The sequence below is a fragment of the Okeania sp. SIO3B5 genome (assembly GCF_010692555.1).
In the GTDB taxonomy this organism is placed as follows: domain Bacteria; phylum Cyanobacteriota; class Cyanobacteriia; order Cyanobacteriales; family Microcoleaceae; genus Okeania.
On sequence record NZ_JAAHHG010000246.1, the window covers coordinates 1 to 14183 of the forward strand.

The 14183-nt window shown below is 36.3% G+C and carries 11 protein-coding genes, 1 tRNA gene and 2 pseudogenes; 6 read left to right on the forward strand and 8 right to left on the reverse strand.

Going from position 1 to position 14183, the window contains the following annotated elements:
* The first annotated feature begins 365 nt into the window (after positions 1-365).
* Positions 366-1199, forward strand: coding sequence for a RimK family alpha-L-glutamate ligase (locus F6K54_RS26100; protein WP_293083998.1), 834 nt, complete (start codon positions 366-368; stop codon positions 1197-1199).
* 556 nt (positions 1200-1755) lie between these two features.
* Positions 1756-2565, forward strand: a complete 810-nt coding sequence (locus tag F6K54_RS26105) for a DNA/RNA non-specific endonuclease (RefSeq protein ID WP_293084001.1) — start codon at positions 1756-1758, stop codon at positions 2563-2565.
* 1003 nt (positions 2566-3568) lie between these two features.
* Here F6K54_RS26105 and F6K54_RS26110 read toward each other — a convergent pair.
* Positions 3569-3979 carry a nuclease A inhibitor family protein gene (locus F6K54_RS26110; protein WP_293084004.1) on the reverse strand — a complete coding sequence of 137 codons (411 nt, stop codon included), beginning with the start codon at positions 3977-3979 and terminating at the stop codon, positions 3569-3571.
* Between the two features lie 957 nt (positions 3980-4936).
* On the opposite strand from F6K54_RS26110, the gene F6K54_RS26115 reads away from it, so the two are divergent.
* The gene (locus tag F6K54_RS26115) at positions 4937-5128 is read left to right on the forward strand and encodes a hypothetical protein (RefSeq protein ID WP_293084007.1); all 192 of its coding nucleotides are present in this window, start codon (positions 4937-4939) and stop codon (positions 5126-5128) included.
* Between the two features lie 363 nt (positions 5129-5491).
* Here the strand turns inward: F6K54_RS26115 and F6K54_RS26120 are convergent, their stop codons facing one another.
* Entirely contained in the window at positions 5492-5719 is a 228-nt protein-coding gene (locus F6K54_RS26120; protein ID WP_293084010.1) for a hypothetical protein, read from the reverse strand.
* On the opposite strand from F6K54_RS26120, the gene F6K54_RS26125 reads away from it, so the two are divergent.
* Entirely contained in the window at positions 5706-7025 is a 1320-nt protein-coding gene (locus F6K54_RS26125) for a 3-isopropylmalate dehydratase large subunit (protein ID WP_293084012.1), read from the forward strand. The two genes, F6K54_RS26120 and F6K54_RS26125, sit on opposite strands and share 14 nt — an antisense overlap.
* A gap of 848 nt (positions 7026-7873) precedes the next feature.
* On the opposite strand, the gene F6K54_RS26130 is transcribed toward F6K54_RS26125, so the two are convergent.
* Positions 7874-8338 carry a CYTH domain-containing protein gene (locus F6K54_RS26130; RefSeq protein ID WP_293084015.1) on the reverse strand — a complete coding sequence of 155 codons (465 nt, stop codon included), beginning with the start codon at positions 8336-8338 and terminating at the stop codon, positions 7874-7876.
* Positions 8339-8371: 33 nt separating this feature from the next.
* On the opposite strand from F6K54_RS26130, the gene F6K54_RS26135 reads away from it, so the two are divergent.
* Positions 8372-8857, forward strand: a complete 486-nt coding sequence (locus F6K54_RS26135) for a gluconokinase (RefSeq protein ID WP_293084018.1) — start codon at positions 8372-8374, stop codon at positions 8855-8857.
* A gap of 426 nt (positions 8858-9283) precedes the next feature.
* Here F6K54_RS26135 and F6K54_RS26140 read toward each other — a convergent pair whose 3' ends face one another.
* Both F6K54_RS26140 and F6K54_RS26145 read right to left on the reverse strand, forming a co-directional pair.
* A complete protein-coding gene (locus tag F6K54_RS26140; protein ID WP_366558241.1) occupies positions 9284-10048 on the reverse strand; it encodes a C40 family peptidase in 765 nt (254 codons plus the stop codon).
* Positions 10037-11203: pseudogene (locus tag F6K54_RS26145) on the reverse strand (RNA-guided endonuclease InsQ/TnpB family protein); the annotation flags it as partial. The gene F6K54_RS26140 and the pseudogene F6K54_RS26145, both read right to left, overlap by 12 nt.
* Before the next feature lie 418 nt (positions 11204-11621).
* Here F6K54_RS26145 and F6K54_RS26150 point away from each other — a divergent pair.
* Positions 11622-12551, forward strand: a complete 930-nt coding sequence (locus tag F6K54_RS26150) for a serine hydrolase (RefSeq protein ID WP_293084021.1) — start codon at positions 11622-11624, stop codon at positions 12549-12551.
* Positions 12552-12730: 179 nt separating this feature from the next.
* Here F6K54_RS26150 and F6K54_RS26155 read toward each other — a convergent pair.
* The 3 genes and pseudogenes from F6K54_RS26155 to F6K54_RS43870 all read right to left on the reverse strand — a co-directional run.
* A tRNA-Ser gene (locus tag F6K54_RS26155) sits at positions 12731-12820 on the reverse strand.
* A gap of 683 nt (positions 12821-13503) precedes the next feature.
* The gene (locus tag F6K54_RS26160; protein ID WP_366558242.1) at positions 13504-13794 is read right to left on the reverse strand and encodes a zinc ribbon domain-containing protein; all 291 of its coding nucleotides are present in this window, start codon (positions 13792-13794) and stop codon (positions 13504-13506) included.
* 89 nt (positions 13795-13883) lie between these two features.
* Positions 13884-14045: pseudogene (locus F6K54_RS43870) on the reverse strand (RNA-guided endonuclease TnpB family protein); the annotation flags it as partial.
* Positions 14046-14183 lie beyond the last annotated feature (138 nt).

The window sequence follows — 14183 nt, forward strand, 5'->3', positions numbered from 1 at the left end:
TTTAAATCTTAATTATTCGGTAATTCGAGAAACAGGGGATAGAAAAAAAGAAAAACAACTTTATCTCACTAATTTGAGAAACGCTATATAAGTTATCAACGGGGGTGTTTAAAAGGGTGTATCTCATAGCAAGCAAAAATACTTTTTTCCTATATATTCCCAGCTCCGGTGTTCCCAGCTCCGGTGTTCCCTAAAAGCAATAACTTTTTGGCTTTATTCACGCATTGAGATGCACCCGTTTAAAATTGTTTGGGGTTTGTGACACGAAGTGGCGTGTCGAATACTATCCATAAGCAATTTTCCCTTCTGTCTTCTTCCTTCTGCCTTCTTCCTTCTTCCTTCTTCCTTCTTCCTTCTTACAAATTATGAACCAAAACATTTCAATGTTGATTAAAGCCTGTAATAATCTAGGCTATGAATATGAAATTCTACATGAATCTGGAAATTTAGTAGTTGTCAAAAATCAAGGTAAATCTCATGTATTTGTGAATTGGACAGCACCGCTCAACTCATCATCAATTACTCATTTATGTCGTGATAAAGAATACTTTTATCAATATTTTAAACCCTATATCAATATTCCCAAAACTAAGGGTTACTTAAATCCTAATTGTAATGAGTTATATTCTAGTTATGTGAAAGATTCTAATGTAGAAGAAATAGCAAATAATATTGAACAAAACTTTGACTATCCTGTTGTACTTAAGAAAAATCGAGGCTCAAAGGGAAGAAATGTATTTAAGTGCAATAATAGAAGTCAAGTCATAAATTCCCTTGATAAAATTTATGATTTAAGCAATTACAAATACGATTATATTGCTATTAGCCAAGAATATATTCAGATTCAGAAAGAATTTAGAGCTTTGTTTCTAGAAGGTAATTTACATTGTGTATATGAGAAGAGTATTACTGGAGCAAAATTTGTCGGAAATTTAAGTAGACTGCATTGGGAAGGAGCAAAAGCTAAGATTGTATTGGATATAGATTTTTTAGAACAAATACAATGTTTCTGTAAACCCGTATTTCAAAATTGTGAATTAAGATATACGGGATTAGATATAGCACTAGATACAAATAATAAACTCTGGTTGATTGAAGCTAACTCTGCACCAGGATTTAATTATTTAGTTAGAGATTGTGGGGAAGAATTAGTAATAGAATGGTACAGGAAAACATTGCTATTAATATTCTGCAAATAACATTACTCCAAATAATATGGCGCTAGGCGCTAGGGAATAGGGAATAGGGAATAGGGAATAGGGAACAGGGAACAGTAGACTGTCAAAGGGTTCTTCCTGCGGAAAAGCTCCGCTAACAGGATGGGGAAATGTAACCTTAATGCGTAGTGCTATAGTTTAGTAATTTTTAGCTACTCTCAAAATTTAAGAGTTGATTTTTCAGATTTGTCACAAACCCTAGTTTTCCTAAATTGATACTTCCTGATAGACATCTCCGATAATCAAAAATGAAATTAATTATCGTGCAGAAATTATTAATTTTTTCCGCCTACTCCCTACTCCCTCTTTTGGAGAAGATGTCTAATAAAGATACTATTGCTTTCGATGGCTGAAGAGATTTAAGATTAACAAAATTATGAATTATTTTCTGTTATACCAATTATCAAAAGTAATGCTATACTTAGATGACACTTCAATTATTAAGTAATTAACAATTTTTCTTAGTATTTACTTCTCCCTTACTCCCCTGCTCAAGTCTATCTTTCAGAAAAAAATTTTTTATAGATCGACCAAACAAATGCTAATTTTACCAAAAAAACTTACTATTTTAATCATAATACTTGTACTTACACTTGCCAGTGGATGTTCTCTACTGTTAAAACCTTCTGCAAAAGTTCATATAACTCTAGGAAACCCAAGTAATGCCACAGCTTCTATCGAAAATACAGATAATTATTTAATAGAAAAACCTCAATATGTATTGTCATATAACCAGGATAAAGGAACAGCAAATTGGGTAAGTTGGCAACTGAATAAATCTTGGTTAGGAAATGCAGAAAGACAGGATGATTTTCGCCCTGATGATAGTTTACCTGAAGACTGGTATCAGGTTAGACCTAGTGATTATCGAAATAGTGGTTATGACAGAGGACATTTAATTCCTTCAGCAGATCGTACCGCTAATGAAGAAGATAATTCAGCCACATTTTTAATGACAAATATAATTCCTCAGAGTCCGGATAATAATCGTGAAACTTGGCGGGAATTAGAACAATATTCTCGCGAACTTGTACAACAAGGAAATGAACTTTATATTATCGCTGGAGGGTACAGAAAAAAAGCAACTCTTGCCAAAGGTAAAGTAACTATTCCTAGTCGTACATGGAAAATTATAGTAGTGGTAAAACCTGGTTCTGGTTTGAGGGGAGTTGATAAAAATACTAGAGTAATTACAGTGGATATGCCTAATTCAAATCGGATTAGAAGTGACTGGAAAGCTTACCGAGTTTCAGTCGATAAAATTGAAGCAGCTACTGGTTATGATTTTCTTTCAAAAGTTCCTAAAGAAGTTCAAGATGTAATTGAAAAGAGAGTTGATAACCAATAGATAAGTTAAAATTAATAGGTTCAAAATTGACTGCAATAAGGTAGTAGGTGTTCAATAATTAATAATTAATAATTAATAATTAATAATTAATAATTAATTAGGGTTTTCTGATTAAATCTAAAAGCATTGACATATAAAGACAAGTGCCTTTTTTGGGTCAAAAAAAGTGCGCCTATTTCAGCTCTTTATGCTCAAAAAGTTAGTATTTTAGGTGCATAGTTGGGCAGAAAAATCTTGGGACAAAACTTAGCTCCTACCTGCTCGCTCCCAAGCCATTTCTCCTGTCTTCCCCTCCTGGGAGGGGTTAGGGGTGGGTTGTCTCCTGTCTCCTACCCTCACCCATAAGACTTTTTCAGCAAACCCTAATTAATAATTAATAATTAATAATTACCTCTTCTTTTTAAGGAGAGGATTGATGCAGTAGGGAAAATTTTTTCTTCTTTTGGTCGATGTTCGGCCAGCTAGGAGACCTCGCCATCCCACCCTACGGGAAGCTGCGAAGATCGACCGCTTTTTCTTTTTTAAAGGAGAGGCTTTAAACCTTAATTATTCAATTATTCGGTAAAAATATTTCCCTGTCTAAAGGAAATCATTAGTCTATGTTTTAACCAACTCTTTCGTGTGGTGTAAATTATCATTTTTTTCTGTTGTTAAAAATTTTATCTGTAGAAAAAAAATTGCCGAATTTGAAATTAATTTTCCCATACTAAAAGATTCTCAAAATATTATATGTAGACATTTTAAATAGGTAATGTACATCAAAAAAAGTTTGGGTTAAGTTTTAGATGTACTTTCTCAGACTATCCCAGATAATATCATCTCCGAAGGCAATAGTTTGTGTAAGCCCAAGGGTGAGTATCTACAGGAAATTGAAGTTTTTTCAGGCTTTTAAGCCTTCTTCCCTCTTCCTTCTTTCTTCTTCCTTCTTTCTTCTTCCTTCTTCCTTCTTCCTTCTTCCTTCTTCTCCTAGAAACTACCTATCTCTAATCATTTTTTTCTAAATTCAAGTTTCAATAGAAACTGTAGCTAGACCTACATAATCTCCTGTATTTGTCTTACCAACTATATAAACATCTTTTCTAACCTCACCCACCTTATAAACCTTTAGATCGCTCAAATATTGCTTCATCATACTGACAAGTTTCTGATATTTCCTTACTACTTTAGACTCTTGTGCGTTATGCCAATCTTTTGCTGTAATTACCAATCTAAAAAAAACTTCAAATTCTATTACTTTAACTGTAGTCTCTAAAGAATGTTTAGTGATTTTCAAAACAACTTCATTATTTAATGAAATTCCCTCTCCAAATTCCCAAATAAAAACTTCAAAAGGATAATCAGATTCACTCATCCATAGCAAATCTTTTACCAGTTCATCTAATTGCTCAAAAATTTCTAAATTAGTTAAAGTCATTGCTTCGTAATTAATACTAAAATTACTAATACATTTATAGACTATTGAGGTGAAATATCTAATCCTCGTTTACCTCTAGAAGCGATGTAGCTACCGCAATTGCTCTGCCAACGCAATATTCACAAATCCAGAAAATTATCATCTTGTGAAGCACCAAAAAACGGCCAGTGCTTGTTCCCGTTGCATCCTCAAAAAAATTGTGATACCATATAATCATTGGGAGTTGTTCGCCCCTACGCATGACTTTTTATTCAACCCAAAAACAGCATATCGTAACTGAATACATATAGAAGGGATACTCACACCATCAAAGTAGAGAAAGGTATCATCCGGTGAAGCACTCAGACAAAGAAGTGGCGACACCGAAAAATTTTCACCCCATCAGCACATCCATACATTAACTCATGCAGAAGCGATCGCGATATTATCCTCACAAATCAATATATCATTTTATGAAGCACCAGAAAAACAGCCAGTGCTTTTTTCCCTTGCATCCTCAAAAAAATTGTGATACCATATAATCATTGGGAGTTGTTCGCCCCTATACATGACTTTTTATTCAACCCAAAAACAGCATATCGTAACTGAATATATATAGAAGGGATACTCACACCATCAAAGTAGAGAAAGGTATCATCCGGTGAAGCACTCAGGCAAAGAAGTGGTGACACCGAAAAATTTCCACCCCATCAACAAATCATTTTGTGAAGCACTAAAAAAACGGCCAGTGGTTGTTCTCCTTGCATCCTCAAAAAAATCGTGATACCATGTAATTATTGGGTGTTGCTCGCCCCTACGCATGACTTTTTATTCAACCCAAAAACAGCATATCGTAACTGAATACATATAGAAGGGATACTCACACCATCAAAGTAGAGAAAGGTATCATCCTGTGAAGCACTCGGAAAAAGAATTGGCGACACCGAAAAATTTTCACCCCATCAACACATCCATACATTGACTCATGCAGAAGCGATCGCGATGTTATCCTCACAAATCAAGATATCATTTTGTGAAGCACCAGAAAAAACAGCCAATGCTTTTTTCCCTTGCATCCTCAAAAAAATTGTGATACCATATAATCATTGGGAGTTGTTCGCCCCTATACATGACTTTTTATTCAACCCAAAAACAGCATATCGTAACTAAATACATATAGAAGGGATACTCACACCATCTTCATTTATCAATTCCTACAGAAACAGAATTACTACTTCCTAAAACCAAATAATTTTGTACAGAAACGCTTTTTGGGAATTGCTATATGTCTTGAACATAATTATATTAACTCCTAAAAACTACCCTTTAATATATTTTAATGATTAAGCGATCGCTAAAATAACTTATTTGATTGTTATTGTTTTTGTATCACCTTTAGCTTTCAAAATCACAAAAATAAAGCAATTTTGAAATCAGAAGTCAAGAGTAGAATCTTGTAACTTTTAATTTTTGATTTTTTGCTTTTTTGCTGACTTTCTAGAATCTTTCTAACATTTTGAGGCACTCTCAGAATTACCTCCTCGCCCTTGAGCAAAAAGTAAGGTCAATAGCCTCCCCTTTTAAGGGAAAAAAATCAACTTCAGTACTTTCTTGCCTCCCTATTCCATGAGGTGCTGATAACTGATAACTGACAACTGATAACTGAAATGACTTGCCCGAAGCAATATTAGGTTGTTTAAAATACATTTGTAAACTACTTAAATCATCACCAGTAGAGGAAACATTTATGGCAATGACCATGGTTGAAAAAATCCTGGCCAAAGCATCAGGAAAATCCACCGTTACCCCAGGAGAAAATATTTGGGTCAACGTAGACGTACTAATGACCCATGATGTGTGTGGTCCTGGTACTATTGGCATCTTTAAAAAAGAATTTGGCGAAAAAGCCCAAGTTTGGGACCGGGAAAAAATCGTTCTCATCCCAGACCACTATATTTTCACCGCCGACAAACGAGCTAACCGTAATGTAGATATCTTGCGAGACTTTGCCCAACAACAAAACATCAAATACTTTTACGACATTAGCGATCGCTCAGACTTCAAAGCTAACCCAGACTACAAAGGAGTTTGCCACGTTGCCCTCGCCCAAGAAGGGCACACCCGTCCAGGGGAAGTTTTATTTGGCACAGACTCCCATACTTGTAATGCAGGTGCTTTTGGACAATTTGCCACAGGTATCGGCAATACCGACGCTGCCTTTATTTTAGGAACTGGCAAACTGTTGGTAAAAGTTCCAGCAACTATGCGGTTTGTTTTGAATGGGGAAATGCCGGACTATTTATTAGCAAAAGACTTAATACTGCAAATTATTGGAGATATTTCTGTTTCCGGCGCTACCTATAGAACAATGGAATTTGCTGGCCAGACAGTGGAAAAGATGACAATGGAAGAACGAATGACTCTTTGCAATATGGTCATTGAAGCAGGTGGTAAAAATGGAGTTATCGCTGCCGATGAAACTACTTTTAAATATTTGCAAGGTCGAACAGATAAGACATTTGAGTCATTTCACACAGATGAGAATGCGACATTTTATAGCGATCGCTCCTACGATGTAACAAAACTAGAACCTGTAGTGGCCAAACCCCACTCTCCAGATAATAAAGAACTTGCTCGTAACTGTAAAGATGTCAAAATTGACCGAGTTTATATTGGTTCTTGTACAGGTGGAAAAACTTCTGACTTTCTTCATGCAGCTAAACTTATTAAAGGTCATCAGGTGAAAGTTCCTACCTATTTAGTACCAGCAACCCAGAAAGTTTATGAGGATTTATTTAGTTTAAAACATGATGGAAAAACCCTCTCAGAAATATTTTTAGATGCTGGTTGTATTGAACCTGCTGCTCCCTCTTGTGCTGCTTGTTTAGGCGGACCAAAAGATACATTTGGGCGATTAAATGAACCAGAGATTTGTGTGTCTACAACTAATCGTAATTTTCCTGGTCGAATGGGGAATAAACAGGCACAAGTTTATTTAGCTTCTCCCTATACGGCAGCAGCTTCAGCACTGACTGGATATGTTACAGATCCACGAGAATTTATGTAATTAGGGTTTGCTTATGGAAGTATTTTGGTAAGGGTAGGAGTCATTTCAGTTATCAGTTATCAGTACCTCTAGCTAAAGCATTGACATTGAAATACCTAAGTTGATTTTTTCTTAGTCTATTGGATATGGCGAGTTTTCCTCGCCATCCCTCGACTGCTTTTCATCCCCTTAAAAGGGGAAGTTTTGGACCCCATTTTTTGGTAAGGAAGAGGGAAGAGGTAGGAAGGCTTAAGAGCAAGAAAAAAAACTTAAATTTCCTGTATATATTTACGCTTGGGTTTACACAAACGATATCAACAGACATGATATAAATTTACAGAACTAACAAATTATTAATAAGGATTTATAGCAATTTTCAAGTTAATAAAGTATAAAAATTTGTAAGCATTCAGCTATTAGCATTCAGTTACCAGCAATAAATAATTATTCATTACTTCTCAGGTTTATAAATGGGACTTTGGCAGTAAATTTTTATTCTTTATCAATTTCAAAGGTTGCTTTTACCTTCTCCAAAATTAATAGCTGTTAACGTAGTTCCGACCTAGGAGGCTAGCTAATAGCTGACGGCTGAATGCTTACAAAAATTTGAAGGAAGTAGGGAATAGAAAACAAGGAATAAAGATAATTTAAAACTGTACTTGCAAGTTGTAAACTGTTGTAAATCAGGCATAAAAATCAATTTTAATCATAGGGCAATATTTGAAAATATTTTCCATAGTCTCTGAAGTAGTTATAGAAATATGAAATTATTCGTAAAATAAATGAAAACAAGAGTAATTTTTTAAGTAATTTAGGAGATTTTACAAATGATTTAGGATTGCTATATCTCCATTAATTACTAAAACAAATCACCACTGACTAAAAGGATTTTTCGATAAATTAGAATTAGTATATCTCTTATCGTGAGATACTTCTTCTCCTATCCAATCTGGCAATTCAACTTCTTGATTTTCATGCTCAAGTTCAACTTCAGCCACAATTAAACCTTGATTATCTCCAGCAAACTCATCAACTTCCCAAATAAAATTACCATGAGAAACCTTATATCTAACCTTTTCAATTAACGGTGAACTACACAAAGTATTCAACATCTCTTGAGCATCTTCAACTGGAATAGAATACTCATATTCTGACCGTGAATTACCCACAGAAGGTCCTTTAATAGTTAAATAGCCTTGGTCCCCCGCAATTCTTGCCCTTAGTGTTATGCCATCTTCTGTAGACATATAACCTTGACGATAAACTTGTCCAACAGCTTGATTACGCCACCCGTTGCCTTTAACTAAAAACTTGCGTTCTATTTCTATTGCCATTTTAATACTTAAGCACTTTTGAGAATTAATACAGTGATTATTATCATAATGGGAGTTTCTGGTTCTGGTAAATCTACTATTGGAAAATTATTAGCAAAATCTCTAGATTATGACTTTTATGATGCTGATTCTTTTCACTCCCAAGCTAATATAAAAAAAATGAGTAGTGGTAATCCTTTAAATGATACAGATCGAATTCCTTGGTTAGTAGAAATGAGAAATGCAATTGAGCAATGGTTAGATAATAATAAAAATATTATATTAGCCTGTTCTGCTCTGAAAAAAACTTATCGTCATCTGCTGATAAAAGACTCAAAAAATATTAAACTTGTCTACTTGAAAGGGTCTTTTGATTTGTTAGCCCAAAGACTAAGGGAAAGAGAAAATCATTTTATGAAAGTCGAAATGCTAAGAAGTCAATTTAACGATCTTGAAGAACCAGAAGAAGCAATAATAATAGATATAGATGCTGTAAAATCTCCCGAATATATTGTCAATTCTATTAAGAATAGTTTGTAGAAATTTGGAAAGGCAGAGGGCAGAAGGCAGAAGGCAGAAGGGAAAGAAAAGTTCAAGATAGCCATACAAAACTAAAGACACCATATATTGATAAAACTTGATTCAATTCATTTGACTCAGTTAGTAAAGCTTTTATCTAAAACTAAAACCCACATTCCGCACGTCAAGAGCGTAACATTAAAAGTAGTATGTATTTTCTATTATTGGTAAATATTAAGTATAAATATTTACTGAATTATTGATTCCTATTGACCACTATAATTTACTTATTACTTATTACTTATTACTTATTACTTATTACTTATTACTTATTACTTATTACTTATTACTTATTACTTATTACTTATTACTTTTGACTTTTGACTTTTGACTTATTACTTCTTACTTTTGACTTTTTAATTTTGAATTTTGACTTATATTTTTATGCTACGTTTTGTCGTGCGGAATGTAGGTTCTAACTACTCTTGCTGCACTCCGAAATTGTTGATAGTATCTTTGACTAACTTCATCCCCTACTTCAGACAATACATCAATGCCAATACCATTGCGACCTTGACTTTTTCCAGAACTATGAATATAACGTCCTTCTCCCAGATATAATCCTACATGATCTGCCTCTTCACCAGTGCCAAAAAACACTAAATCTCCGACTATGAGTTGATTATTTAATTGATATTTGTCTAGAGAAATATTCTGACAAAAAGCTTCTTGTTGATAAGCATCTCTAGGCAACCAGATACCAACAGAAACAAAAGCAGCTTGAATAAGGCCAGAACAATCATAATTAGGCCCCACTGTACCTCCCCAGAGATAATAGTTAGGAATGCTCATCGCTTTATAAGTAAAAGCAATTATTTCTGGTAATTTCTCTCTAATTTCAGTCTCGCCAAAAATGTGAGGTTTAAAAGGAGTTTTGGCTGGTTGAATCTTATCAATGTCTGTATATTTTAACCACCCTTGATAGTCATCTTCTTGTAACTTGACCAAAATTGCACTATTTAATTTTTCCTGTAACTGGATAACTTGCAAATTTCGCCCCATTGCGGCTTGAGTTGCTAAAAGATTGCATTCAGAAGAATCATAGATATTGATATTATCTTGGCACTGATACTCATTGACATCCTCCCGACGCTGACCTGACGGTACAGCGCGGGATTCCTTAACATTGCTGTTAGAAACTTTCTGCTTCATAGCACCCGCCTTCCGAGATTTACTCTCTTCGGGTCTTACGGTCGCTCCACAGACTGACACTGCGAGTCCCGCAGCCAAAATATTTACACTTGCGTTTATGTCCCTATCATGGTGACTACCACATTCGGGACAATCCCACTCTCTAATCTTTAGAGGTAATTTTTCAACTACATGACCACAATTAGAGCAACGTTTTGAACTTGGAAAATATCGGTCAATCTTGATTAATTCCCGTCCATACCATTCAGCTTTGTAAACTAATTGCCTGACTAATTCTGCCCAGTTGGCATCTGATATTGCTCTAGCTAATTTGTGGTTTTTGACCATGTTTTTTACTGCCAAGTCCTCAACTACTATCGTTTGGTTTTCTCTAATTAGTTGGGTTGTTAGCTTGTGGGTATAGTCAAGTCTTGAGTCTTTAATTTTTGAGTGTATCTTGGCTACTTTAAGCCTGGCTTTGTGATAGTTATTAGACTTTTTGTCGGGTTTTCTATCTAGGGATTTCTGAGCCAACCTCAGTTTTTTATGTAACCGTTGAAGATTCTTTGGGTTGGCAACTTTTTTTCCATCGCTGGTAGTTAAAAGGCTGGTAATTCCTAGGTCAATCCCGACTTGTTTTTTAACTGGTTTAAGTTTTAAATCTCTGGTGTCATCAACTCTCAAAGACACAGACCATCTTCCAGAAGGCTCTAGTTTGACAGTAATTGTACTAGGTACACAGTTTTGGGGTAGTTGCCTGCTCCATCTAATAGGTAATGGTTCCGCACATTTAGCTAGGTAGACTTGGCCATCTTTCCATCTAAATGCTGCTTTCGTAAATTCTGCACTACCACCATTGCGTTTTTTCTTGAAGTTGGGGTATTTAGCCCGTCCACCAAAAAAGTTAGTGAAAGCTGCTTGTAGATGTCTTAAGCCTTGCTGCAATGGTACGCTGCTTACTTCAGTAAGAAAATCTAAATCTTCCTGTTTTTTCCAGGAGGTAAGCATAGCTGAAGTTTGTTTATAGCTCACTCGTTCTTGGTGTTCATACCAAGCTTGGGTTCTAGCTGCTAAAGCTTTGTTGTAGATTAGACGTACACAACCCAAAGTCCTCCGCAGCAGACTTTCCTGCTCTGGAGTTGGGTAAAATCTAAATTTGTACGCTTTTTCAACCATCTACTGCTTAATTTTCAACATTTACATCCTAACATACTATGTGTAAACCCGCAACATTGATTGGCATTCATCCCGACGCTCCCCTACGGGAGAGCGCGGGTATAAATGCCAACATTTAGATAACATTAGATAATTGGCGATCTATCACGATATTTCCCCTGGGTAATTTATGAAGTTATTAAAATATTTTATAGATATAAACTATAGCCTTAGTTATCAGAATCACCATTAGACATCTCCTTAACGAAGTCAGAAGTCAGAATTCAGAAGTCAGAAGTTAACCCACCCCTACTGCCTTGATGTATCTGTCTATCTCCTTCTACTCCTGTTTCTTCTTCTTTCTTTCCTCCTGACTGCTGACTCCTAAGCAATTAAGATTAGTATCATACACGCTATTCAGCAACGTCCCTTTTTCTATATGACTTTTTTCAAGCGAGATGAACAGTTAAATATCCTGGGTAAAGACATTATAGAGGCCATCAAGATAGAGGTTTCGGAATTAACTTATGAGCAAATTGCCATAACTTGGTTAGTCTACGATTTACCAAGAACAGGAAATATTAAGAATGCCACAGAGTTTTGGCAACAGCAGGTGCGTGGTTGGAGCGATCGCGGTGATGAACGGATGTATGCTGGTGGAATGGTCCACTTATTCTATCTTATAGCTATTTATGAGTGGTTAGAGAAAGGAATGGTCAAAACTTCAGTAGAGTTAGAAAGAGCAATTCGAGATATGATTGTTTATTCTAGTAACGATGCTACTGGTCTAGTTGTAGATGTTTTAACTGGAACTACCAGTGGACCTGAAATTTCATCAGGACCTTTTCAAACCTGGAAATATCAACGTAACTTTGTCAATCGTTATTTTCAATCTCTGAAGTGGCCTGAGTTAAAATCCATTAATGTTAATCAAAAAACATGGTGTGATGGTCCTTATGGTCGAGAAAGGATGTTTCAAGGACTATTGATGGAAAATCGGAATATACTGACTACTCATAGCACAGCTCGTTTGTTCCATAGTATTGTGGGTGGGGTTGCAGTATCTCCTATCGCTTCACAGAAAATGATGAATTTGTTAAAAAAAAATCCTGGCCAAGATGAATTAAGAGATAGAAGTAAAGAACAAGTTATAGGGTTCCTGGATGATGGTCTACCTCAAGATGCTAATGTATGGGGCAAAGGATTCTCAGATAACCAGGTGCGTCATAATTTTGCTTATATTGAGTTACCCAATATTAAGCCATATCTTTTAGTTGTATTTACAGAAGGCAAGAATCTTAGTCAGAATGAAAAGATACTGCCTTATATTTCCCAAAGATTTGTAGAGGCAATGAAAAAATTAGATTAAGGAAGGCAGAAGACAGAAAGGAAAATTGCTTATGGATAGCCTTCGACACGGCACTCAGTGTCTACAAACCCCAAAGAATTTTCAGCACTGTGTATATGGTTGAGTATTAAATCCGTCACCATAAATTATAGAGGAATAAAAATTTTCTTCTGCCTTCTGCCTCATGCCTTTTCAGATAACGGAGAAGGAGGGATTCGAACCCTCGGTACGGGGTTCTCCCGTACAACTCATTAGCAGTGAGCCGCTTTCGACCACTCAGCCACTTCTCCAGTACTTAACAATTATTTACTATAACAGATACTTGTCGGTTATGGCAAGAACATTTTGACTACTCCCCGCAGTTGTTGCCGAGGGGATTCTAAGTTGATACTACGCAACAGGATAAATCCTTGTTGCTTCGTTTCTTTTTAGCTGACCAAAGATATATTCTTTGGGGACAAGTCAAAGTAGCCCTACACAGTCAGCTTAAGTCTAAACCTAGCTTCCTGCTTACTTTTGTCTAAACACTTGTATATCCAGATAATAGCATAGGACAACTAAAGTTGTCTAGTCTAAACGACTCGCTTGTTTTCATCCCCCGGTTAAAACACCTATCCCTTATAAGGAACTCCTCAGACAGGGGGACAGGTCGCCGGGGAGAAAAGGGGAGCAGGAGAGAAGGGAAAAATAGTCATAGCATCTAAGTAAAATTATTTAATTTATCAAAATCAATGTACTTTGAAATTCATTTTCTCTCTATAAAAAGGCTTTTAAAGTCTTCAACATAATTTGTTTATAATGTCTACGTTTTATGTTAAGAAAGATGTTTATAAAGCATAGGTTAAAATACGGGGGCTTTCAACGTCGCTTTTCGGTAATTGACATCCTCTTTTGATAGAATTTCAATGTGACATCCTCTCGACGCCGACCTGACGGTACGGCGCGGGCTTCCAAACCTCACAGTTTGGCATTCCTAGTTTTTCTCCCTACGAGGTTTCGCCTCTGACCTAGACGGAGTTGCCTCCGTCCCCGGCAGACCGACTGCATAGGCGTTTTCTATTCCCCAGAGTCCCTGGGTACTCAATTTTTCTAGACCACGCAATCTGATTACTTCTGATGCTGCATGATCTCTGTCTGTCTCGTATCCACATTCACTACATCTATGTCTCCGTTCCGAGAGTTCTTTCTTTCCCGTATGTGTTCCACATTTAGGACAAGTTTGAGATGTTCCATCAGGATTGACACGAGCAGGCAGGAATTTGATGTTTCTTGGCTACCCATTCCAGCAGGTTCAGGAACTGTCCGAAAGCTGCATCCAGAGTGTGCTTTCAAGGGCATTCCTCTGGACATGGCTTTCAAGTTTAAATCCTCAACAAACACCATCCCAATACCCACTTTGCTACAAAGATGGTTAGCTAGTTTGAACTGCCAATCTTTCCGCACATTTGCAATGTGATTGTGAAATCTGGCTACCTGCTTCCTGACTTTCTCCTGATTTTTAGAACCCTTTTTCGTTCTGCCATACTTGCGTTAGCGGGTAAGGTTCAGAAGTCGCCTCCTTCCCCTCCCCTCAGAACCGTGCGTGACAGTCTCCCGTCACACGGCTCAAGCCTTACTTCCAGCCCTTGACTTGGATTTACTGTGTATCTGCTT